The sequence below is a fragment of the Pseudarthrobacter sp. MDT3-1 genome (genome assembly GCF_054510755.1).
Genome location: NZ_JBTNDX010000004.1, coordinates 53,045 through 75,392, shown reverse-complemented (window position 1 = coordinate 75,392; position 22,348 = coordinate 53,045). Strand labels below are relative to the sequence as shown.

The following is a 22,348-nucleotide window of genomic DNA, read 5'->3' as shown; positions in this document are numbered from 1 at the left end:
ACTAAACTGCCGTAGAGTGAAATGTGAGTTTCAGAGTTGCGCCGTCCCGCCCTTACTGCACGAATGAGGAACCATGACAGTTCGCCCGACCCAGGACCCTACGACCCGGGCCGCGGACCGAGCGCTGGGGTTGTTGCGCGCCGTGTGTGAAAACGATGGCGTAAAGCTCGTCGACGCCGCCAAGGCTGTCGACCTGTCCGCCAGCACAGCACTGCGCCTCCTTCGCACCCTTGAAGCCAACGGTTTCGCGGCGAAAACTGAGGACGGCCTTTACCGCCCCGGATTCCGGATGGTCCAGCTCGGGGTCCAGGCACTGAGCCATGAATCCCTCGTAGCCACGAGCCGCTCTGCGCTGCAGGTCCTCGTCGAGCAGACAGGCGAATCCGCATACTTAAGCGTCCCGGTAGGAAACAACGTGCACGGGTTGTATCTGGCGATCGAGGAGGGAACTCACACCGTGCGCCATATCAACTGGGTTGGCAGGACGTTCCCACTTCAAGGAAGCGCAGCTGGTGCGGTCTTACTGGGGCAAGTGGAGCCCGGAACGTTTACCGTGGTTGCCGACGGCGTGGAGGCGGATGTGACTGCCGTTGCAGCACCGGTCATGGTGGGCTCAAAAGTCGCTGCAGCCCTCAGCATTGTGGCGCCCAGCTATCGGACCACTGCGGAGGCCGCTCAGAAGCTGGGCGCCCTGATCGCCGGCGAGGCCACAAGGCTCTTTGCGACACCCCGCAGCGGGGCAGCCGTCCTGGCCTCACCGCAAGCTTCTTAGCCCTACTCGCAGTCCACTTCACCCGGCATCCGCGGCCTGTTGCCGACTGCCAGGAGTCTGAACGGGATTTTCCGCTACAGATGCTAATCCATTCCGGCTGATGGTGGGAATTAGCGAATCGGCGCCGCTACCTGCGACACAAGAAGGGGAACGGGTCAGCGCAGGCCCGCCGTCTACGACTGCTTGATGGAGTCCATCCACGGCTGCTGACGGAACAGCGCCTCCCGGGCTGGAACGCCTGAACATGCAAAAGGGGGACGTGATCTGTCCCCAGGCCTTGCCATGGAGTGGAAAGTAGATTTTACTTGGTGGCAGTTCGTACCAATCGGAGGTTCATGTGGAAACCGTCAACCAACTCCTCGATTCCATCAAGGACGTGGGGCGCGATGCGGTCCGCGGAGGCTATTCCCGGGCTGTCTACTCGACGGCGGAACTCGACCTGAGGTCCTGGTTCATCGAGCAGGCAGCGCAGCGTGGCCTGGACGTCGAGACCGACCGGAACGGCATCATCTGGGCGTGGTGGGGCAAGCCCCAGGATGGTGCCCTGATTACCGGCAGCCACCTCGACTCCGTCCCCGGCGGCGGGGCCTTCGACGGTCCCCTGGGGGTCGCGTCCGCGCTGGCCGCCGTCGATCTCCTCAAGGCCCGGGGCGTCCAGCCGCGCCGCTCCCTGGCCATTACCGCCTTCCCGGAAGAGGAGGGTTCCCGCTTTGGAGTTGCCTGCCTCGGATCCCGCCTCCTGACCGGAGCCATCGACGTCGACAAAGCGCGGAACCTGCGCGACGGCGACGGCAACACGTTCGCCGACGTCGCCCGCGCCAATGGCCTGGACCCGCGCCACATCGGGCCGGATCCGCAGGCGCTGGCACGGATCGGCGACTTCGTTGAACTGCATGTGGAACAGGGCAAGGGCCTCGGCGCGGGCGGCCCGGCCATCGCCGTCGGCAGTTCCATACTGGGCCACGGGCGCTGGAAGCTGAGCATCAGCGGCCAGGGCAACCACGCCGGGACCACCCCGATGGCGGACCGGGCGGATCCGATGGTGGCGGCCGCCCAGATCATCGTGGCCATCCGGCAGGCCGCCGCCCGCCAACCCGATGCGCGCGCCACGGTGGGGCGCCTGATCCCGGTGCCGGGCGGCACCAACGTCATCGCCTCCCGGGTGGATATGTGGCTGGATGCGCGCCACCCGGAGGACGCCGTCACGGCCCGGCTGATCGAAGCCATCCATGGGAGGGCCCAGCGGGTGTCAGCGGAGGAAGGCTGCACCGTGACCCTGACCGAGGAGTCCTACAGCGGGACGGTGCATTTTGATCCGGACCTGACCCGAAGCATCAGCGGGATGCTGCCGGACGCGCCCCTGCTAGCCACCGGGGCAGGTCACGACGCCGGTGTGCTGGCCGGGTTTGTGCCGTCCGCCATGCTGTTCGTCCGGAACCCCAGCGGAATTTCGCACTCGCCGGAGGAGCACGTCACGGACGAGGACGCCGGCGCGGGGGCTGCCGCCCTAGCCGACGTCCTGGCAGGCCTGCTGTGAAGCGGTACTGGTGCGAGCAGGCAATGGTCGACGTCGGTGCCGGTCCCACAGTTGCTGAACGGGTGGAGATCGAGGCCGAGGACGGCCGGGTCACCCGCATCACCCCCTCCGTTGACGCCTCGCCCGGCGCGCATCTCCTGCCCGGCGTAGTTTTCCCCGCCGCGGCCAACGCCCACTCGCACGCGTTCCACCGGATCCTGCGCGGCCGCACGCACCACAACCGCGGCGACTTCTGGGTCTGGCGGGAGCACATGTACCGCAGCGCAGCCGAGTTGACGCCCGAAGCCTACGAGCAGCTCGCGACAGCGGTCTTCACGGAGATGGTGGTGGCCGGCTTCAGCAGCGTGGCCGAGTTCCATTACGTTCACCACCAGCCCGGCGGCAAGCCGTACGCGGAACCGCATGCCATGGAGCTTGCCTTGGCCAGGGCTGCTGCTGCCGCCGGGATCCGGCTGACGCTCCTGGACACCCTGTACCTGGCCGGCGGCATTGGCATGCCGCTGAGCCCTGAACAGGCACGGTTCGGGGACCGGGACGTGCACGCATGGCTTGACCGGCTGGCTTCCCTTCGGACCCACATCGCAGGGACCTTCCCGCCGGACATGGTCAGTGTGGGGGCGGCGCTGCACTCCGTCCGCGGGGTACCGGAGGCGGACCTGGCCGTGGTGGCCGAACAGCTGCCGCACGACCTGCCGCTTCACATCCACCTGAGCGAGCAGCCCGCCGAGAACGCGGCGTGCCTGGCAGCGCATGGGCTCACGCCCACCGGACTCCTGGCCCGGCACGGCCTGCTCAGCGCGCGCCTGTCGGCAGTCCACTGCACCCACTTGACGGCTGAGGACATCGACTTGCTCGGAAACGCCGGGGCAACAGCTGTCATGTGTCCCACCACCGAGGCGGACCTGGCCGACGGCATCGGCCCCGCCCGGGTGCTGGCCGACGCCGGCGCCTCCATCGCGCTGGGGACTGACCAGCATGCCGTGATCGACCCATGGATCGAGATGCGGGCCCTGGAGTACGGGGAACGCCTGGACTCCGGGGAGCGCGGCCGGTTCTCGCCGGAGGAGCTGCTCCACGCCGCCACGCAGGGGGCAGTCCGCTCCATGGCCACGCCGGTGGCACCGGAGGCCTTGAGGGTTGGTGCTGTCTGCGATGTGGTGGCTGTGGCCGCCGGCTCGGCACGGACCGCGGGATCGAAACCGCAGCAGCTCCCGTTGAGCGCCACCGCCGCCGACGTCACGTCCGTGGTCATCAACGGGGAATTGGTGGCGTCCGACGGCGTGCATCACCGCCTGGGAGCGGCGGGGAACCTGCTGACGGCAGCCCTGAAGAACTTCTCCTGACCAGGGACTTTTAGCTGTTCTCCTCTAATGGTGCAGGGGCTCTGGTCACAACGTGGGGGTTCCGTTTGCCGCCGGCATCCCGGGCACCGGTGGGCGCCGACCGGCCCCGGCGGTCAGGGCAGCGTTGGCCGCTGCGATCAGGAAAATGCCGGCCCACTGCACCATGCCCAGGGCTTCACCCAGGGCCAGCGCCCCGACCAATGCCGCGAAGACGGGGTTGATGCTCATCAGGACCCCGAACAGGCTGGTGGGGATACGGCGCAGGGTGATCACGTCCGCGACGTACGGGACCACGGACGCCAGTACGCCGGCGCCTGCTGCGCAGAGGATGGTGAAGGTGTCCGGCTGGTGGTTGATGAACGTCACCAGCCCCACGGGGAGGAAGAGAGCGGCCGACACGCCGGTTGCGGCAGCCGTCCCCTGGATGCCCGGGATCCGCTTGCCCACCGTCCTGTTCAGGAGAATGTAGGCGGCCCAGCTGCACGCGGCGACCAGTCCCATGCCGATGCCCGCGTAGTCCGTGGACGCTTCCGGCTGAGTGATGGCCACAACCCCGGCCGCGGCAAGGAGGGCACAGGCGGCGCTCGCCTTGGTCCGTGAACCGATCAGGGCGAGGGCCAGCGGACCCAGGAATTCGAGCGTGACCGCGAGGCCCAGCCCGATGCGCTCCACGGCCGCGTACAGGGAGAGGTTCATCGTCCCGAACACCAGTGCCAGCAGAAGAATGGGCCACCACTGGTGGCGGGTGAAGGAGAAGACGCGTGGCCGGACAAGGGGGAGCAGCACCGCCGCGGCAATGAACTGCCGCGCCGCGACGACGCCCACCGGGCCGATTGCGGGGAAGGCCAGTGAACCGCTGGCCGCACCCAGCTGGTTTGAGAGCGCGCTCGCCACGAGGATGGCGCCAGCCCGGCCTCGGCCGGCAGTTAATGTGTTGTCCATCCTTGGAGTGTGGGGCCGCAGCAGGTTCCTCCAAAATGCATAGACGGGCTCTCTTATGCGTCGAGCTCATGCACCGCACCACCAGGAGCATTGAGTTCACGGCCGCCGGCGACCGGACCGTCCGGCATGCGCGCCGTGTTCTCTCGATTCTGGAGGCCATCCAGCAGGAGGCGGCCGACGGCGGCGGCACGGTAAGGATCGGCTACGCCTGGTCCGCCCTGGGCAGGCACACCACGGAGTTCCAGCGCAGGTGGGCGGACGCGTTTCCCAACACGGAGCTGCGCCTCATCCGGACCAACACCCCGACGGCGGGACTGGCGGAAGGAACCAGCGACTTCGCCATCCTGCGGCGGGTCCCCGACACGGCGGCCACCAGCCTTGTGCTCATCGGGCTGGAGAGCCGCTTCTGCGCCATGGCAGCGGATGACGCCCTTGCCGGCAAGCGAAGCATCACCCTTGCAGAAGCCGCGGCCAAACCGATTGCCCTGGACCGGCGCACCGGAAGTACCAGGCTGGACCTGTGGCCGGAAGGTCAGCAGCCGCAGCGCACTATCGCCACGGACGACGTCGACGATTGGCTGACGGTGATCGGCAGCGGCAAGGCGCGGGGCATCACTGCGGAATCAACGGCGCACCAGTACCGGCGCAAAGGAGTTGTCTACCGGCACGTGCGCGACGCCGCCCCAGTCCCCGTTTACGTCGCCTGGTCCAAGTCCGACCCGCCTGCGGGGACGCAGGGCGTCGTCGAGCTGCTCGCGGCCCTCTATTCCTGAGCCGCGCGTTTGCTTCCTGCCCCGGGCGTTGCGGGATCCGTTCGTTATCCCCGCAACGGTTCGGCGCCAATCGGGCCGCTGCTGGATCCTAATGCGCCCGGCAGCACCACAATTTAAGGACCAAACTCGGACCCAAAGGAGGGTGTGATGCGCAGTCCCGCCGCGTCAGCCGCGGTAATTCCCACAGCTATCCTGATGGCGCTGATGCTGGCGGGGTGCGGCCCGCAGCCAGGCCCGACGGCGAGTCCCAGCCCCACCGTCACGTCCGCGGCCACCGGAACCACCACTGCCGTGCCGACGGCGACAGTCTCGCCGAGCGCCACCGGCGCCGCGCCGGCGTCGGCCGCTTGGTCAAACTACACGACAGCGGACGGCCAACTGACGTTCGAACACCCGGCCGCGTGGAGCGTCCGGGACCCGGCCGGCGAACTGCCGGAGGGCGGCGGTGCCTTCGCCGAGGTGACCAACCAGGCCGGTAAGCCGCTCGCGACGCTCCGGACCAACATGGCCACCGGGTCCACGTGCCTGGAGCGGTTCCCGTACGAGGTGCTGGAGTCTGAAGAATTGCCGCTGCTGGCGCAGGGCGGCCCGGCGCCCTGGTTTGTTTTTGAGACCCGCGGCAACGATGCTGCGCCGGGTCCGGCCAACACGCCGGCCGCGGCCTACGGCATCGCGTGGGCGGCGCCCACGGGCGACTCGGCCTGCGCCATCTTCCACTTCTTCACGTGGCCGCCCACCGCTGCCATGTTCGGCGCGTTCTACAACCCCGAGAACAACGTGACGCCGGGGGCCGAGTCTCTGCCGTACCTGGAGCAGGCCAAGAAGTACGCGGCGACCCCGGAGTACCAGGACATCAAGCGGATGATCACCTCATTGCGGCCAGCGGATTAGGCGCCTGCGGGCTGGCTCAAGGTTCACACAAGATTTGTGCCGGCAGGCCAATTTCGACCTTTGCGCCCGCACGGATTCGGTAGATTGATCTCGGTTTCGGTCCCCCCACCGAAGCCCTGGAAGTCCCCGCGCTTGAGTTCAACTCGCGTGGGGGCTTCCAACCAGGGGGCCTGCAGCTGGGGCTGCCACGTCAGAGGTTGGTCATCCGTTCCCCGGCTTCGTTGTAACGGCCACCCTGAACCTGGATTTTGGCGGCCGCGTCCTCGATGTCAGCGAGTTCGTCCGCGGACAGGGTTACGTTGGCGGCGCCGAGGTTCTCGTCCAGCCGGTGCAGCTTCCGGGTGCCGGGGATCGGGACGATCCACGGTTTCTGCGCCAGCAGCCAGGCCAACGCAATCTGGGCCGGAGTGGCGCCCTTGCGCTCCGCGATCCCGGCCAGCAGGTCCACCACGGCACGGTTGTTCTCCCTGGCCGCGGGGGTGAAGCGGGGGATGGTGGCGCGGATGTCGTTGCCGGCCTCGAAGCTGGTTGAGGTGTCGATCGTCCCGGTGAGGAAGCCCTTGCCCAGCGGGCTGAAAGGCACAAATCCGATGCCCAGTTCCTCGCAGGCGGCCAGGACGTCCTCTTCGGGGCGCCGCCACCACAGCGAGTATTCGCTCTGGACGGCGGTCACGGGCTGGATGGCGTGGGCCCGGCGGATCGTGCCGGCGGCGGCCTCGGACATGCCGAAATACTTGACCTTGCCGGCGTCGATCAGTTCCTTGACGGCGCCCGCCACGTCCTCGATACGGACATCGGGGTCCACCCGGTGCTGGTAGTACAGGTCGATGGCGTCAACGCCGAGCCGCTGGAGCGACCCGTCCACCACGTGCTTGATGACGTCGGGACGGCTGGTGACCCTCCCGCTCGCCTTGCGTTGCGTAGGGTCGATGTCCCAGCCGAACTTGGTGGCAATCACCACCTCGTCCCGGTGTGGGGCGAGGGCCTGGCCGACGAGTTCCTCGTTGGCGTGGGGGCCGTAGATCTCTGCCGTATCAAAGAAGGTGACGCCGCGGTCCACGGCCGCGCGGATCAGCGCGATCATTTCCTGCCGGTCGGGCCGGTCGCTGTAGCCGCCGCTCATGCTCATGCAGCCCAGCCCGATGGCGGAGACCTCCAGGCCGCTGGTGCCGAGGGTGCGCTTGTCCATATGTCATGCTCCTGGGGTCGAAGGGAGGGGCGGGTCGCACTTTCTGAGAAGTGGAGTTGCCCGTTCCAACAACGCTAACGGCACTTCGAGACCGGCGGGAGGGCCTGTCAGTACCACCCTTCCACATGGCCGGGGCCTGTGCGCGCTGACAGCCACTTCGGGTTTGGAAGGCCATACAGGGCCATGAACCGTGGAAACTTGGTCCGCAAACCGAAAAGCTGCCACTGCATTTGGGTTCCATTCCATATTTTGGGGGAGCCTGCCTCGATAGCATGAAGTGACCGGACAGAGCCGTCCGGCCAGATCGACGCAGAAGGAAGCCCATGGCAGCGGTTACGGTGGACGATATTCTCTCGGACCTCCCCCTGGGTTTCGCCAGCCTCATCCTCCGGCCTGCCCCGGCCAGCTCTGCGATCGAACGGTTCCTGATCGTGGATGCGGATGATGAAACGTACGACGGCGGCGCAGCCTTTGTCCTGCTGATCGGCGTCCGCGGCCGCTCGGCTTTGCCCACGCTGCGGCGGCTCCTGAAGAACCCTCCGCCGGTGGTCGCCGTCAAGGGAAGATGTGAAGAGCTCGCCGAAGCCGAAGAACTGCTCCGCGATGCCGGCACGGGCCTGCTCCTGGTGGATCCGGGGGCTGACTGGGACCGGCTACTGTCCATTGCCAAGGACCGCATCCAGCCGCGCAGCTACCAGAGCGAAGTGCTGACGCTGCTGGAAGAGGACCTGTTTGCCATCGCCCAGACCACGGCCAGGCTCACATCCAGCCACGTGGTCATCGAAGACGCCGCCAACAAGGTCCTGGCATACTCCACCGTTTCGAACGACATCGACGAGCTGCGCAAGGCCTCCATCCTGGCCCGGCGTGGTCCGCGTAAATACGAGCTGCTGCTGAAGGACCTGGGCGCCTACCGTGAACTGCACAGGACCCGGCTGCCGGTGCGGGTACCGGCCCGGCCCCAGGACGGGCTGCGGGAACGGGTGGCCGTCACACTGTTCGCCGGGGACCGGATCATGGGCTACATCTGGCTGCAGGAAACCGGGGACGGCTTCGGCCCCGACGTTGACTATGTGCTGAAAGGATCTGCTGCACGGGCCTCCGCCGAGCTGATCCGACACCGCAACCAGCAGTCCGTGCACATGCGCGAGGACCGCATTGTGCGGATCCTTTCAGGTTCGGCGGAAGCCGCTGCCAGTGCTTACAGCGAGAAGATCTCCGCTGAGCGCCCGGCCGCACTGATCCTGATAGGAATGCCCGATTCCGAAGCCCAAGCCGACGACGCAGCACTGAAGCACGGCGAACTCGCCAATCTGGCGTCCATCCACGCGGCCGCCTACAAGGCGTCCGCCGTCGTAGGCCAGTTCAAGGGCGACACTGCCGTCATTGTCCCTGGCCTGCAGTCAACCTCCGCGGAGCCCGGACTGCGGAGCCTGGCCGAGTCCATCGTCCGGGATGCCGGCAAGCACCTCGGCATCAGCCCGTTCGCAGCCGTGGGCCCGGTAGTCCCGGACCTGCTGTCCCTGCACACAACCACCCGGATCACCGAGGCCCTGTTGAGTTGTGTGGGCACGTCTTCGGACAGGGGCGTTGCCACGGTGGACGACTTCGAGGGGGAGATCCTCTTCCGCGAGGCGGTTCGGAATTTCACGTCCTCCACGTTCCGCCACCGCAGTCTTTTCGCCCTGCTGCGGCAGGACGCCGAACTTGCGGAAACCCTGCACGCGTACTTCGAAGCCTCGCTCGATGTCGCCGAGTGCGCCAGCAGGATGGGGCTGCACAAGAACACCGTCTATTACCGGATCAGCAAGGCATCCCGGGCGACCGGCCTGAACTTCGGCGACCCGCGGGACTCGCTGGTGGCCCTGCTCCACATCCAGGAATGGGCCGGCACACCTAAAGAACAACTGGGCAGGAAATGACCACAGCACTCAAAGCACCGCCGTTGGACGCAATACTGGACGACATCGTCCGCGGACACAGGCCACAGCGGGAAACCGGTTCTGTCCCGGCCAACATCCCCCTCCTGGCAGCGGTACCCTTCGACAGGTTCGGGATCGCCGTCGCCACCACTTCCGGTGAGGTGTTCCGTTCCGGCGATGCCGACGTCCCCTTTTCCGTCCAGAGCATCTCCAAGGTGTTCACACTGGCAATGGCGCTTCGAGGCGACAGCTCAGGAACACTGTGGTCCCGCGTGCTGCGCGAACCGTCCGGCACCTCGTTTAACTCCCTGGTTCAGCTGGAACTGGAGCACGGCATCCCGCGGAACCCTTTCATCAACGCCGGTGCCCTGGTGGTCACCGATCACCTGATGGAAGAAACGTCCGACGCCGCCACCCAGGTGTTGCGGTTCCTCACCGACCAGGCGGGCAGCGCAGGGCCCTTCATCGATGAGGCCGCGGCAGCCAGCGAGCTTTCCAGCAGCAGCCGCAACCTGGCGTTGGCGCATTTCCTGAAGGGCTTCGGCAACCTGAGGCAGCCTGCTGAATCAGTGGTGGAAAACTACGTCCGCCAATGCTCCATCATGATGACCTGCGTTGAACTCGCCAAAGCGGGACTCTTCCTCGCCCGGGACGGCAACGGAGCACTCGGAACGGTAGTGTCCCGCAGCGACGCGAAACGCATCGGCTCCATCATGCTGACATGCGGGATGTATGACGCTGCTGGCGAGTTCGCCTACCGGGTGGGCCTTCCCGGGAAAAGCGGTGTGGGCGGCGGGATCCTGGTCATCGTTCCAGGTGTTGGTGCCATCTGCGTCTGGAGCCCTCGGCTGGACGCCAAAGGAAACTCCCTGGCCGGCACCGCGGCTCTCGCCGACCTTTCCGACCGCACTGGCTGGTCTGTTTTCTAAACCCCCGGTTGCACGCCCCACAACTTCTTCCCAACCCAGCAGGATCTTCTCCGTATCGAAAGGATCAACCATGCCCATCAACCCCAATGACGAGGTTGTACTGCAACAGGCCGACGGCGGTCATGCGCACGCCTCCGAGTCCGCCTTGCATGCGGAGGACAAGGGTTATCACAAGAACCTCAAGCCTCGGCAGATCCAGATGATCGCGATCGGCGGGGCGATCGGCACCGGCCTGTTCCTCGGCGCCGGCGGCCGCCTCAACGCCGCCGGCCCCTCGCTGGTCATCGCCTACGCCGTCTGCGGTTTCTTCGCGTTCCTCATCCTGCGGGCCCTGGGCGAACTGGTGCTGCACCGCCCGTCGTCGGGTTCGTTTGTCTCCTACGCCCGTGAGTTCTTCGGCGAGAAGGCCGCGTTCGTGTCCGGCTGGTTCTACTGGATCAACTGGGCCACCACCACCATCGTGGACATCACCGCCGCCGCGCTCTACATGAACTTCTTCGGCCACTACATCCCCTGGATGGCCGCCGTCCCGCAATGGGCCTGGGCCCTCATCGCCCTGATCGTGGTCCTCGCCCTGAACCTCGTTTCCGTCAAGGTCTTCGGCGAACTCGAATTCTGGTTCGCCATCATCAAGGTCGCCGCCCTCGTGGTCTTCCTCGTCGTCGGCACCTACTTCGTCATCTTCGGCACCCCCGTCGACGGCCAGCCCGTGGGCCTGAGCCTCCTCTCGGACAACGGCGGCGTCTTCCCCAACGGCCTGCTCCCCATGATCATCCTCATGCAGGGCGTCCTGTTCGCCTACGCCTCCATCGAACTCGTCGGCACCGCCGCCGGCGAAACCGAAAACCCCGAAAAGATCATGCCCAAAGCCATCAACTCCGTGGTCTTCCGCATCGCCGTCTTCTACGTCGGCTCCGTCATCCTCCTCGCCCTCCTGCTGCCCTACACCTCCTACGAAAAAGGCGTCAGCCCCTTCGTGACATTCTTCGGCTCCATCGGCATCCAGGGTGTAGACGTCATCATGAACCTCGTCGTCCTCACCGCCGCGCTCTCCTCCCTCAACGCCGGCCTATACTCCACCGGCCGCATACTCCGGTCCATGTCCGTGAACGGTTCCGCCCCCAAATTCGCGGGCCGCATGAACAAGGCCGGCGTCCCCTACGGCGGCATCGCCATCACCGCCGGCGTCTCCCTCCTCGGCGTCCCGCTGAACTACCTCGTCCCCGCGCAGGCCTTCGAAATCGTGCTGAACGTCGCCTCCGTGGGCATCGTTATGACCTGGGCAACCATTGTCCTCTGCCAGATCCAGCTCCAACGCTGGGCGAACAAAGGCTGGCTCAAACGCCCCTCCTTCCGGATGTTCGGCGCCCCCTACACCGGCTACCTCTCCCTGCTCTTCCTCGCGAGCGTCCTGGTGATGGTCTTCATCGACTCACCCCTCACCATGCTCGTCACCGCCATCGCCTCCGCACTCATGGTCGTCGGCTGGTACGCCTGCCGCCAACGAATCCGTGAGATCGCCGAAACCCGCGAAGGCTTCACCGGCACCGCCCCCGTCATCGCCAACCCGCCCGCGGAGACCTTCAGATAAACCCCGCACCATCCACTACGAACGCCAAACCAGTCCAAACAGCCAAAGAAAGCCCATGACAACGGAAACCGAAGCAACCCTGACCGCATCCCACACCCTGCCCGCCGCCGTCGGGAATTCCGAGCAAGGCTCCCGGCAGGCACGCCATTCGGAGGAGCCCCACGCCGGCGCCGGCCAGGCACTGAAATCAGCCGGGCACGTGATTGTTGATTCGCTGGTGGCCCATGGCGTGGAGCGCACCTATGTGGTTCCCGGCGAGAGCTTCCTGGACGTCCTGGACGGCCTGCACAACTCGGATATTGAAACAATCGTCTGCCGGCACGAGGGCGGCGCCGCCTACATGGCCGAGGCCGACGGCAAGATGCACCAGCGCCCGGGCGTAGCGATGGTGACCCGGGGGCCCGGCGCGGCCAACGCGCATGTGGGGCTGCACACCGCATGGCAGGACTCCACCCCCATGCTGCTGTTCGTCGGCCTGATCCCGTTCGCGCACCGGGACCGGGAGGCGTTTCAGGAGTTCGACATCAAGGCCTGGTTCGGTACGGGCGCGAAGCGCGTCATGGTCCTTGACCACGCGGAGCGGGCGTCCGAGATCGTGGCCGAGGCGATGTTTGCGGCCATGAGCGGGCGGTCTGGCCCTGTGGTGGTGGGCCTGCCGGAGGACATCATCCGGCAGCAGATTGACCCGGCGCTGCATCCCGCCATTCCGGTGGCGGCCGGGGGCATGAGCAGCTCCGACGCCGCCGCCCTGGAGGCTGCGCTGGCAGAGTCCAGCAAGCCGCTCTTTGTCACCGGCGGCAACGACTGGACGCAGGCAGCCGCGGACCAGCTGACCGGATGGCTGGAACGGCACCATATCCCGGCAGCAGCTGAATGGCGGACGCAGGGAACGGTCTCCTTCGATTCCCCGTCCTACGTGGGCCCCATTGGCTACGGCCGGCCCCGCCCCACCTACGACCTCCTGGAGGAAACCGACCTGCTGGTGTTTGTGGGGACAGTGCCGGGCGACGTGATTACGGACGGGTTCGTCTGCCGGCAGGACTGGAACAAAAAGAACTTCCTGGTCACAGCCGACCCCTCACTCCGTGGCCGGTCGGGGCCCGTTTCACGGCAGATTCTGGCCAAGCCCGAGGCCTTTGTCCGCGACCTTGTGGGGATCGACCTGCCGGTGAAGGAAGAGTGGAAAGCGTGGACGGACCAGATGCGGGGCGAGCAGGAGCGGTTCGCCGCGCTACCGCCGGCGGCGCCGGCAGCGGGGCAGGCGAGGATGGACACTTTGATGGCGAACCTGGTGCCAAAGCTGCCCGAGGATTCACTGGTGACGTTCGGCGCGGGGGAGCACACCAACTGGGCCCACCGCTACTTCCCCACCCGCCGCTACGCCTCCATGATCAGCGCCCGCAACGGCTCCATGGGCTACTCCGTCCCCTCGGCCATCGCCGCTTCGCTGGCCGAACCCAGACGCCGAGTGGTCACCATCGCCGGGGACGGCGAGTTCCTCATGAACGGCCAGGAACTGGCAACCGCGGCCCAGTACGGGGCCACGCCGCTGGTGATCGTTATGGACAACCAGGAATACGGCACCATCCGCACCCACCAGGAGCGTCACTATCCCTCGCGCGTCTCCGGAACCCAGCTGAAGAATCCGGACTTCGGCCTGATGGCCCGGGCCTTCGGCGGTTTCGGGATCACTGTCACCGAGGACTGTGACGTTCCGGCCGCACTGGAGGCCGCCTTGGCGGCCATCGACGAGGACGGTGTCTTCGCCCTCATCCATCTCATCGTGGAACAGCGCGTTAAGGCCTACTGAGCCCCAGTAATCCTCACAGAACAGCGGACGACGGCGGGACTGCTCAGTACGATCCTTACGCCTTGCCCGAAGTCAGGCATCTGCTCACCCGCCCCGGCTGTGCACAGTCTCAACTAGCCCGGCATCTGCTGGACGCGGAGCCGGAAATTTCCCATGGGCTACGGCGAGACCGCGCATGGGAACCACCAACCAGGCAGCAGAGCCTAACAGCGCGTCCTCAGTTGCGCGGTTTCGTCAGGGCAGAGACCCGGCCCGTGCCGTCGTAGCCTCCCGCAGGGGCCTTGAGTCCGTAGATGCTGCCAACGGTGGGCGCGACGTCGACGGTCCGGGCTGGTTCGGAGGATACCGAGCCTTTGACCACCGCGGGGCTGCCGCCTGATATGAAGAAGGGAATGGGCTCTGTGGCGGGGTGACCGTGGTTGCCAGGGATCGGGTTGGACGCGACGTACGGGTCGGAGAAGCGCCAGCCCGCCCGGCAGTAGGCCACCAGGTCTCCGGCCTCGTCGCCCAGCCGCAGGTCCGCCGGCTTGTTGACCGAGAGCACGCCCTCATGCGCTCTGACCAGCTGTTCGACGGCGGCCAGCCCGGCGATACGGTCCGGTTCCGGGCCGGTCCAGTAGAGCAGGTCCGCGCCGCCGTTCTGGGCAATCGTGATGTTCGACTGCAGCTCCGGACGGGACTGGAGGATGAGGTTGACAGAGATGAGGTTGCTGGGGATGGACCAGTCCATGGAATGGTCGGCAAGCACCATCACCAGGCTGGAGTCCCATTTGCCGGCGTTCTTGAGGTGGTCGATGAAGCGGCCCACCTGCAGGTCTGTTTCCGCCAGGGCAGCCTCACGCGCCGCCCGCAGCGTGGTTCCGGAAACGTCAGAGTGGCCCACGCGGTCGATGTCGCCCAAGTTGGTAAACACAAAGTCCGGGTCCGGGCCGCTCACCATCGCCAGCAGGGCGTCCATGGTGGCGGCGTCGGGCGCGTGGCCGGTTACAGGAAGCACCGGCTGGGGTTCCCACCGATAGCTGGCGCGGGCACCGAAGATGCCGTAAAGGTACTTCTTGCTAAGCACGGAGCCGGTCGTGAGGCCGAGCTCCTGCAACCGCTCCAGGAGAGTCGGGAAGTGCAGGTCCGTGGACCGGTCGAGGTCGCGGACAACGCCGTCGGTCCGGTCGAAGATGGAGTTGGCCGGCACGCCCGAGCGGTCCGGGCGGACACCCGTCATCATCATGACGTGGTTGGGGATGGTCTCCATCACCGGCAGGGAGCGTGCCGCGGGGAAATTGGTGCCTGCATCGCGCAGCGCAGCCAGCCTCGGCGTCAGCGCGGGCGTAATCTCATCCGGCCGGCAGCCGTCCACCACCAGCACGTAGCTTCGCGTCCGTCCAGCGGCGGGGGCGGCCCAGGCGGTGCCCGGTGCCGCTGAAAGGACGATGGCGGCCCCGCCGGCGGCGGCGATTTGCAGGAACTGCCGGCGTCCCGGCGTCGAAAGTCTGCTGCTGGCGGGCGTGCCCGGCTGCGGTGAACGGCTCACTGGAGTCCTCCCTGCGTCGGGGTGACTTTGCCGGAGTTGGCTTGGACGTTGAATGATGTGGACAGTGTGGCTCCTGAGCTGGCGGAGGTGCGTTCGGCGAGGACGTACCAGTCCATCCGAACGCCGGCGGCTGTCACGTCCAGAACGGAGTAGCCGTGCGAGTCGAAGTCCAGGTACTTCACGTGCGGGTTGGCCGCCTTGATGGCGTTCTCGACGCCGACGGAACCGGTCCGGGGCGGAACGTTCAGGATGTCGTCGAGGTTGTCGCTCGTGACGGAAGTGCAGACGAGTTCCGCGGCCACGGAATCGCCGGTGGCCGGGTAGCTGGCCGGATCCGCGGGGATGTCGCAGGCCCAGCCGGAGTGGATGTCGCCGGTGAGGAACACGGTGTCCTTGACGGCGTTATCCCGCAGGTGGCGGACCACGCGGTTGCGGTCCGCCTCGTAGCCGTCCCATTGGTCCACGTTATAAGGCACGCCGCTGATGCTCGTGCCGCCCATCAGCTTCTGCACACCGGCCAGCTCTGCGGTGTTCAGGGTCGAGGGAACTCGGACAGGCGCAATCATGACGGGATTGCCCACAAGCTTCCATTGCGGGCCCGTGGACTTGAGGTTGCCCAGCAGCCAGTCCATCTGTGCGGCGCCGGTGATAGTGCGGGCGGGGCTGCTGACGGAGGGATCCGCACCGTTGGCGGCCTGCTGGTCACGGTAGGAGCGCAGGTCCAGCATGGACAGGCTGGCCAAGGAGCCGAAGTCCAGTCGGCGGTAGAGCTGGCCTTCCGGCTCGTAGCGCACGGGCATCCATTCGGCGTAGGCCCGGTGCGCGGCGGCGACGCGCTCGCTCCACGCGCCTTCGGCGCCCTCGGTGTGGTTTTCGGCGCCGCCCTTCCAGGCGTCGTTGGCCGATTCATGGTCATCCCAGGTCACGATGAACGGGGCGGCGGCGTGCAGGGCTTGCAGGTCAGGGTCGGTTTTGTACTGGGCGTGACGGCGCCGGTAGTGCGCGAGCTGTGTCATTTCGTGGGCGGGTTCGTGGGGGCGGACGACGACGTCGCGCGCCTGGTATTCGCCGGGCCCGTATTCGTAGAGGTAGTCGCCGAGGTGAAGCACGGCGTCGAGGTCGCCGCGGGCGGCGAGATGCCGGTAGGACGAAAAATAGCCCGCCTGCCAGTTGGCGCACGACACGACGCCGAACTTCAGCCGGTCCACGACCGCACCCGCCGCGGGGGCGGTGCGGGTACGGCCCGCCGGCGATACGGACTGTCCCAGCGTGAAGCGGTACCAGTAGTTGGTGGCGGCGGCCAGCCGGCCGGCGATGACCTTGACCGTATGGTCCCGGGCCGCGCCGGTGGCGGCAGTACCCCTGGCCACGATCTTCTTGAAGCCAGCGTCCGCAGCGATTTCCCAGCCGACGGACACATCCGGGCCCAGCCCGGTGCCTGGCAGCGCTGCGGGCGCTGGTGTCACGCGGGTCCAAAGCAGCACGCTGTCCGCCATCGGGTCTCCCGAGGCGACCCCGTGGCAGAAGACGCCACCATGGGAGGCGGAAAAGCCACTTGCTGCGGTGCCGGAGACCATGGCCCCAGCCACGGCAGCGACCCCTGCTGAGCGCAGAACTTGACGACGAGTAAAGTTAGTCATGCCTTCCAGTATCCGCACGCTCAAAGGGTCAAGGGGCGGCTTTTTGACCTGGTTAGCCAGACGTTCACCCAGTGTTTTCCGTGGCGCAGTCCATATCTTGGCTTATCCAGCACTAGGGAAGCGAGAGGTTCTCCGCCCACATCCCCTCGCTGGTTGGCATCCGCAGTGGATTGACGAGGCCCGCCGTGCCGGCCCGGTCACTGGCCCAGGGTCATCAATCCACTGGCGCAGCCGCAGGACCGGCGAATGATGAGCTCTGCGGGGAGGAGTTGGACCTTGCCGTCGGAATGGTTGGCAGAGAGCGCTGCTTCGGCAATCTGGTCGATGGGCTGCTGGACAGTTGTGAGCTGAGGCCAGCTGAGCTCCGATTCAGGGGGTTCCGTTTGGGTCCGTCTCAGCTGCTCACAGTTCCTCAAGGCTCATTGTGGATCCAATGGACGCCCGTCGCTTTCCGCTCCCGGCTCTTGCCTCGGGCCCCGCGATAGACTGGGCGTCGCGGCGATCAGGAGGGCAGCCACGGCCACCGCGGCGCTCAGGATCAGGCCCGGCCGGTACTGTTCCAGCATCGCGGCCGCATCGACGGCGGCACCTGCCTCGGGCGCATTGCCGTGACCGCTCACCATTGCCGTGGTGACGGCCAGCACCAGGGCGGCGCCGACCTGGGTGCTCGTCTGGATCAGGCCTGCGGCCAGGCCTTGCTCGGCATCCCGGATGCCAGTGGTGGCCTGGACGTTGATGGACGGGAAGGCCAGCGCGAAACCGACGCCCAGCAGCAGGACGGACGGCAGAATGTCGGTCACATAATTGGGCGAGGTCCCTACGCGAAGGAACAGGACGTAGCCAAGCGTCAACGACGCCAGTCCCGTCAGGATCAGCCTCGGGGCGCCGAATCTCTCGATGAGCCGGTCCGCGAAGGGTGCGCTCGAGGCAACCAGCAGGCCGGTCGGGAGCAGCGCCAGGGCCATGCCAAGGGGGCTCCATCCCAGCACGGACTGCAGGTAGAGCGTCAGGATGAACTGGAAACTCAGGTAGGAACCGAACAGCCCCACCGCGCTGAGGTTTGCCCGGGCAACCCAGCCTTCCTTGAGGATGCTGAACCGGATCAGGGGGTGTTTGACGCGGTTTTCGATCACGGCGAACGCTGCCAGGACTGCGGTGGAAGCCACGAATCCGGCGATAGTTGCCACAGATCCCCAGCCGTTCCCCGGCGCCGAAACCAGTGTGTACACCAGCCCCAGCATGCCGCCCGCGAGCGTGATGGCGCCCCAGACGTCATGCCCGCTCTCTGGTTCCCCGTCTGCGGCCTTGCCTGCGGCCTTGCCTGCGGCTCCGTCCCGGGGGATGTACCTCAGGCCAAGGATCACAACGGCGACTGCCACCGGAACGGAGACCAGGAAGGTCCAGCGCCAGCTCAGGGCGGTCATGAGGCCGCCTACCACCAGGCCGAGGGAGAATCCGCTGGCGCCGAACGTGGTGAAGATGGATAGGGCACGGTTGCGTTCGCGCCCTTCAGCGAAGTTGGTGGTGATGATCGAGAAGGCGGCGGGAGCCGTGAATGCGGCGGCCAGGCCCTTGACGAAGCGGGTCGCGATCAGCAGGGCCGGGTCATCCACCAGCCCGCCGAGCAGGGATGCTGCGGCGAAAACGCTGAGCGCAATCAGGAAGATGCGCCGCCGGCCGAGCAGGTCCGCCATGCGACCGCCCAGCAGGAGCAGGCTTCCGTAGCCGAGTACGTAGGCGGAGACGATCCACTGGAGGGATTCGGTTCCGAGATGAAGTTCGGTGCCGATCGAGGGCAGGGCCACGCCGACCATTGATACGTCCAGTGCGTCGAGTGCCAGGACGGTGCACAGGACCAGGAGGAGCATCCATTGTGCGCGGGTCCAGCGCACAGCTGTAAGCCGGCCTCCGGCTGATTTTTCAAGGGTGGAAGTTGAAGTCATGGCTACAACTTATATGACACGTCATTGAATGACAAGGAATATTATGACGTGGACTTTTAATTCGTCTTGAACTAGAATCGCTGCATGGCAACACCGCAGGACCGCCAGCTGGTTGATCAATGGCGCGGCATCCAGAGCACCTACTTCCGCACCGCGGCCGCGATCGACCGTGCGCTGGAATCGAAGTTCAGCATCGGCCTGACGGAGTTTGAAATCCTGGACCTTGTGGCCGAAAGTACCGATGCGGCATGCCGCATGAAGCAACTCGGTGAGCGCACGCCCATGACTCAGAGCGCCATGTCCAAGGTGGTGGACCGGCTCGACAAAGCCGGACTCATTTCCCGCCAGTCCTGCGAAGATGACCGGCGCTCGCTGTTCCTGGAACTCACCGACGCCGGCCGCGCGCTCCACCGGGAAGCCGCCATCGAACACCGCGCCCTGCTCAGGGAAAACCTGGGCAACGACTAACCGTCAGCCCTTGCCGTCCTGGCCGGGATCTTCTTCATCCGGGCCCCACTGACTGCGATTCTGGTGAACACGCTGTAGCCGTACGACGCCGGCCCGCACGCGAAGTAGGGAGAGTTCGGGGCCGTGGGTTAGCTGCGAACGGGACGGAGGCTGCGGAGCTTGGAGGTGACGTCGTCGGCGGTTGCCTCGATGCCTTCCTGGGCTGCCTCCACGGCAAGGATGGATAGTTGACCCAGGGTACTCACGTCGCTCCACGTGGTCAACCATCCGATTCCGCATGCTTTCGCGGGACGTTTGCCCGCTGACCGCCTATGTCAGCGGTCAGCAACAATTCTTCGACGCGCGCGATTTAGACTGCACCCATGTCTGAAACTGAACGAACCACAGACCCGGTCTTCGAGGCTGCCTACGAGGCTGCACAAAAGAGCCTCCGAGAGGGCGGCATCCCGATCGGTGCTGCCTTGGCCAGAGGCGGGGTGGTCATTGCCAGCGGCCACAACAAGCGTGTCCAGCATGGCGATCCAATCGCCCACGGCGAGATGTCTGCTCTGCGGGCTGCCGGACGCCAGAAGAGCTACCGGGACACAACCCTCTACACCACCCTGGCGCCGTGTGCCATGTGTGCCGGGACTATCATCCAATTCAAGATTCCGCGCGTGGTGGTGGGCGAGGCCGAGACGTTCCCCGGCGAATTCGAACTTCTCCGCTCACGCGGCGTCGAAGTGGTGGTGTTGAATGATGCCCGATGCGTCGAGATGATGCGCACCTTCCAGGACGAACACCCTGAACTATGGGCGGAGGACATCGCCGAGTAAGGACCTCGCTGCACATCGCCAAGTTACGCCATAACAGCCATCAGCACGCGTGGCAGGACCGACATGTCAGCCTGCGTCGCACGCGCGCTTGTCCGTGGGCCTGATATTTGAGAAGTCTAAGGCGGGTGTCAGTCCGCGCACTGCTGCTTTCATCCCCAGGGGCTCCCTGACACCGGAGGTGGCGACGGTGATCAGGCGTTTGATGAACACGCTCTATGCAAGCGACCTCGCGGCCGCGTGGTGCTGGTGGGCGTCCCGACGCCGGACATGTTCCTTGAGCTGCCCCTGCTGGACGTTTTCGGGCGGGCCAGTAGAAGGCGCTCAGCCCTCGAAGAGGAAATGTGCAAGGTCCGCGCGGATATGCGCAGGAATGTACATAAGGGCGAAAAGCGCAGAAACGCCTGATATCTCGCCCTGCGCCGGAGGTCCCTGGCGGGCCTTTCCGTAGGGAACGGGCCAAGGTTGTCGCGGCCGCCGAGTCAAGTGACGGGGACGACGCGTCCGGTCCGAGGTCGGTAGCTGGCAGTACCCTTCGCAGCCTGGTCGCAACCTTTGAAGTTCTAGCATGGGGGCCAGGACGAAGACGTCTGTTTTCCAGAGGAGTGACCATGACTGTTTATGTACAGCCCGGCCAATCAGGATCCAAGGTCCAGTTCAAGGACCGCTATGAGAACTGGATCGGCGGAGAATGGGTGGCTCCAACGACCGGCCGATACATCGAGAACGTTTCCCCGGTGAACGGAAAGCAATTCACCGAGGTGGCCCGCGGCGCCGCCGCGGACGTTGAGCTCGCACTCGATGCCGCGCACAAGGCCGCACCGGCGTGGGGCAAGGCTTCGGCCACCGAGCGCGCCGCCGTGCTGAACAAGATCGCCGACCGGATCGACGCGAACCTTGAGATGCTCGCCGTCGCCGAGTCGTGGGACAACGGCAAGCCCATCCGCGAAACCTTGAATGCGGACATCCCGCTCGCGGCGGACCACTTCCGCTACTTCGCCTCCGCCATCCGCGCCCAGGAAGGCCGGCTGTCCCAGCTCGACGACGACACCACGGCGTACCACTTCCACGAACCCCTCGGCGTCGTGGGCCAGATCATCCCGTGGAACTTCCCCATCCTGATGGCCGTCTGGAAGATGGCTCCCGCCCTGGCGGCCGGCAACGCGGTGGTGCTCAAGCCCGCGTCCAACACCCCGGCCTCCATCCTGGTCCTGGCGGAACTCATCGCGGACCTGCTGCCTGCGGGCCTGCTGAATATTGTCAACGGCTTCGGGGCGGAAGTGGGAAAGCCGCTGGCCTCCAGCCCCCGGATCCGCAAGATCGCGTTCACCGGCGAGACCTCCACCGGGCGCCTGATCAGCCAGTACGCCAGCCAGAACCTGATCCCGGTCACCCTGGAGCTCGGCGGCAAGAGCCCGAACATCTTCTTCAACGACGTCGCGGACACCAACGACGCGTTCTACGACAAGGCACTGGAGGGCTTCACCCTTTACGCCTTCAACCAGGGCGAGGTCTGCAGCAGCCCGTCCCGTGCCCTCGTCCAGGACGGTATCTACGATTCCTTCATGGCTGATGCCGTGGCCAGGACAGAACAGATCATCCAGGGCAACCCGCTGGACACCAACACCCAGATCGGTGCCCAGGCCTCCGTGGGCCAGATGGAGAAGATCCTCTCCTACATCGACATCGGACTCGAAGAGGGCGCCAAAATCCTGGCCGGCGGTGCGCAGTCGGAGCTTGACGGGGACCTGGCCGGCGGTTTCTATGTCCAGCCGACCATTTTTGAGGGGCACAACTGGATGCGGATCTTCCAGGAGGAGATTTTCGGCCCGGTGGTCTCCGTTGCACGCTTCGGCGACTACAAGGACGCAGTCAGCATCGCCAACGACACCCTGTACGGCCTTGGCGCCGGCGTCTGGTCGCGCAACGGCAACGTGGCCTACCGTGCCGGCCGCGAGATCCAGGCCGGCCGGGTGTGGGTGAACAACTACCACGCCTACCCTGCCGGGGCAGCGTTCGGCGGCTACAAGTCCTCGGGCATCGGACGTGAAAACCACTCCATGATGCTGGACCACTACCAGCAGACCAAGAACCTCCTGGTAAGCCACTCAGAGAACAAGCTCGGCTTCTTCTAGAAGCAGCACCCTTGTCAGGCACGCCCGCACCTGACCGCCCGCTGCACCATAACTACCGGTAGCAGCACAAAAGGCCCGGTACGACGGCGGGACCTCCCGCCGTCGTACCCTGCTTGAGGGCAC

At 66.0% G+C, this 22,348-nt stretch carries 17 protein-coding genes; 12 read left to right on the top strand and 5 right to left on the bottom strand.

The features are described 5' to 3' along the window. The first annotated feature begins 73 nt into the window (after positions 1-73). The 3 genes from ACX80X_RS04225 to ACX80X_RS04215 all read left to right on the top strand — a co-directional run bounded on the left by ACX80X_RS04225 (position 74) and on the right by ACX80X_RS04215 (position 3,652). A complete protein-coding gene (locus ACX80X_RS04225) occupies positions 74-772 on the top strand; it encodes an IclR family transcriptional regulator (protein ID WP_252608185.1) in 699 nt (232 codons plus the stop codon). Positions 773-1,109: 337 nt separating this feature from the next. After that, positions 1,110-2,309, top strand: a complete 1,200-nt coding sequence (locus ACX80X_RS04220; RefSeq protein ID WP_252608187.1) for an allantoate amidohydrolase — start codon at positions 1,110-1,112, stop codon at positions 2,307-2,309. Then, positions 2,306-3,652 (top strand): formimidoylglutamate deiminase, encoded by a 1,347-nt coding sequence (locus tag ACX80X_RS04215; protein WP_459311302.1) that lies wholly within the window; start codon positions 2,306-2,308, stop codon positions 3,650-3,652. The genes ACX80X_RS04220 and ACX80X_RS04215 overlap by 4 nt, the downstream gene beginning before the upstream one ends. Before the next feature lie 45 nt (positions 3,653-3,697). On the opposite strand, the gene ACX80X_RS04210 is transcribed toward ACX80X_RS04215, so the two are convergent. Beyond that, complete coding sequence (locus ACX80X_RS04210) at positions 3,698-4,594, bottom strand: EamA family transporter (RefSeq protein ID WP_459311301.1); 897 nt, start codon at positions 4,592-4,594, stop codon at positions 3,698-3,700. A 35-nt stretch (positions 4,595-4,629) separates the two neighbouring features. Between ACX80X_RS04210 and ACX80X_RS04205 the strand changes: the two genes are divergently transcribed. Continuing rightward, a complete protein-coding gene (locus ACX80X_RS04205; RefSeq protein WP_252608193.1) occupies positions 4,630-5,367 on the top strand; it encodes a LysR substrate-binding domain-containing protein in 738 nt (245 codons plus the stop codon). Between the two features lie 147 nt (positions 5,368-5,514). Beyond that, entirely contained in the window at positions 5,515-6,258 is a 744-nt protein-coding gene (locus ACX80X_RS04200) for a hypothetical protein (RefSeq protein WP_252608195.1), read from the top strand. A gap of 190 nt (positions 6,259-6,448) precedes the next feature. Here the strand turns inward: ACX80X_RS04200 and ACX80X_RS04195 are convergent, their stop codons facing one another. Further along, positions 6,449-7,447 (bottom strand): aldo/keto reductase, encoded by a 999-nt coding sequence (locus ACX80X_RS04195; protein WP_252608196.1) that lies wholly within the window; start codon positions 7,445-7,447, stop codon positions 6,449-6,451. A gap of 323 nt (positions 7,448-7,770) precedes the next feature. Here ACX80X_RS04195 and ACX80X_RS04190 point away from each other — a divergent pair, with 323 nt between their 5' ends. From ACX80X_RS04190 to ACX80X_RS04175, 4 genes are all read left to right on the top strand, one after another. Next, on the top strand, positions 7,771-9,369 hold the full coding sequence (locus ACX80X_RS04190; RefSeq protein ID WP_459311298.1) for a PucR family transcriptional regulator: 1,599 nt from the start codon (positions 7,771-7,773) through the stop codon (positions 9,367-9,369). Next, positions 9,366-10,298 (top strand): glutaminase, encoded by a 933-nt coding sequence (locus ACX80X_RS04185; protein WP_459311296.1) that lies wholly within the window; start codon positions 9,366-9,368, stop codon positions 10,296-10,298. The genes ACX80X_RS04190 and ACX80X_RS04185 overlap by 4 nt, the downstream gene beginning before the upstream one ends. A 70-nt stretch (positions 10,299-10,368) precedes the next feature. Next, complete coding sequence (locus ACX80X_RS04180) at positions 10,369-11,889, top strand: amino acid permease (RefSeq protein ID WP_459311294.1); 1,521 nt, start codon at positions 10,369-10,371, stop codon at positions 11,887-11,889. Positions 11,890-11,944: 55 nt separating this feature from the next. Continuing rightward, positions 11,945-13,699 carry a thiamine pyrophosphate-dependent enzyme gene (locus tag ACX80X_RS04175; protein WP_252598952.1) on the top strand — a complete coding sequence of 585 codons (1,755 nt, stop codon included), beginning with the start codon at positions 11,945-11,947 and terminating at the stop codon, positions 13,697-13,699. A gap of 217 nt (positions 13,700-13,916) precedes the next feature. Here the strand turns inward: ACX80X_RS04175 and ACX80X_RS04170 are convergent, their stop codons facing one another. From ACX80X_RS04170 to ACX80X_RS04160, 3 genes are all read right to left on the bottom strand, one after another. Beyond that, positions 13,917-15,227, bottom strand: coding sequence for an alkaline phosphatase family protein (locus ACX80X_RS04170; RefSeq protein WP_252598951.1), 1,311 nt, complete (start codon positions 15,225-15,227; stop codon positions 13,917-13,919). Continuing rightward, positions 15,224-16,867, bottom strand: a complete 1,644-nt coding sequence (locus ACX80X_RS04165; RefSeq protein WP_252598949.1) for an alkaline phosphatase D family protein — start codon at positions 16,865-16,867, stop codon at positions 15,224-15,226. The genes ACX80X_RS04170 and ACX80X_RS04165 overlap by 4 nt, the downstream gene beginning before the upstream one ends. A gap of 419 nt (positions 16,868-17,286) precedes the next feature. Then, positions 17,287-18,810, bottom strand: a complete 1,524-nt coding sequence (locus tag ACX80X_RS04160; protein WP_459311291.1) for an MFS transporter — start codon at positions 18,808-18,810, stop codon at positions 17,287-17,289. 84 nt (positions 18,811-18,894) lie between these two features. On the opposite strand from ACX80X_RS04160, the gene ACX80X_RS04155 reads away from it, so the two are divergent. The 3 genes from ACX80X_RS04155 to exaC all read left to right on the top strand — a co-directional run bounded on the left by ACX80X_RS04155 (position 18,895) and on the right by exaC (position 22,225). Further along, complete coding sequence (locus tag ACX80X_RS04155) at positions 18,895-19,278, top strand: MarR family winged helix-turn-helix transcriptional regulator (RefSeq protein WP_252598947.1); 384 nt, start codon at positions 18,895-18,897, stop codon at positions 19,276-19,278. A 362-nt stretch (positions 19,279-19,640) separates the two neighbouring features. Then, entirely contained in the window at positions 19,641-20,093 is a 453-nt protein-coding gene (locus ACX80X_RS04150; RefSeq protein ID WP_252598946.1) for a nucleoside deaminase, read from the top strand. Between the two features lie 608 nt (positions 20,094-20,701). Then, positions 20,702-22,225 carry an acetaldehyde dehydrogenase ExaC gene (gene exaC / locus ACX80X_RS04145; protein ID WP_459311289.1) on the top strand — a complete coding sequence of 508 codons (1,524 nt, stop codon included), beginning with the start codon at positions 20,702-20,704 and terminating at the stop codon, positions 22,223-22,225. Positions 22,226-22,348: the final 123 nt, after the last annotated feature.

What these genes read in the sequence shown, in the direction of transcription:
- ACX80X_RS04150 (WP_252598946.1), top strand. Translation starts at nt 19,641, where the DNA reads ATGTCTGAAACTGAACGAACCACAGACCCGGTCTTCGAGGCTGCCTAC.
- ACX80X_RS04190 (WP_459311298.1), top strand. Translation starts at nt 7,771, where the DNA reads ATGGCAGCGGTTACGGTGGACGATATTCTCTCGGACCTCCCCCTGGGT.
- ACX80X_RS04205 (WP_252608193.1), top strand. Translation starts at nt 4,630, where the DNA reads ATGCATAGACGGGCTCTCTTATGCGTCGAGCTCATGCACCGCACCACC.
- ACX80X_RS04195 (WP_252608196.1), bottom strand. Translation starts at nt 7,447, where the DNA reads ATGGACAAGCGCACCCTCGGCACCAGCGGCCTGGAGGTCTCCGCCATC.
- ACX80X_RS04165 (WP_252598949.1), bottom strand. Translation starts at nt 16,867, where the DNA reads ATGACTAACTTTACTCGTCGTCAAGTTCTGCGCTCAGCAGGGGTCGCT.
- ACX80X_RS04185 (WP_459311296.1), top strand. Translation starts at nt 9,366, where the DNA reads ATGACCACAGCACTCAAAGCACCGCCGTTGGACGCAATACTGGACGAC.
- ACX80X_RS04200 (WP_252608195.1), top strand. Translation starts at nt 5,515, where the DNA reads ATGCGCAGTCCCGCCGCGTCAGCCGCGGTAATTCCCACAGCTATCCTG.
- ACX80X_RS04160 (WP_459311291.1), bottom strand. Translation starts at nt 18,810, where the DNA reads ATGACTTCAACTTCCACCCTTGAAAAATCAGCCGGAGGCCGGCTTACA.
- exaC (WP_459311289.1), top strand. Translation starts at nt 20,702, where the DNA reads ATGACTGTTTATGTACAGCCCGGCCAATCAGGATCCAAGGTCCAGTTC.
- ACX80X_RS04210 (WP_459311301.1), bottom strand. Translation starts at nt 4,594, where the DNA reads ATGGACAACACATTAACTGCCGGCCGAGGCCGGGCTGGCGCCATCCTC.
- ACX80X_RS04175 (WP_252598952.1), top strand. Translation starts at nt 11,945, where the DNA reads ATGACAACGGAAACCGAAGCAACCCTGACCGCATCCCACACCCTGCCC.
- ACX80X_RS04155 (WP_252598947.1), top strand. Translation starts at nt 18,895, where the DNA reads ATGGCAACACCGCAGGACCGCCAGCTGGTTGATCAATGGCGCGGCATC.
- ACX80X_RS04180 (WP_459311294.1), top strand. Translation starts at nt 10,369, where the DNA reads ATGCCCATCAACCCCAATGACGAGGTTGTACTGCAACAGGCCGACGGC.
- ACX80X_RS04225 (WP_252608185.1), top strand. Translation starts at nt 74, where the DNA reads ATGACAGTTCGCCCGACCCAGGACCCTACGACCCGGGCCGCGGACCGA.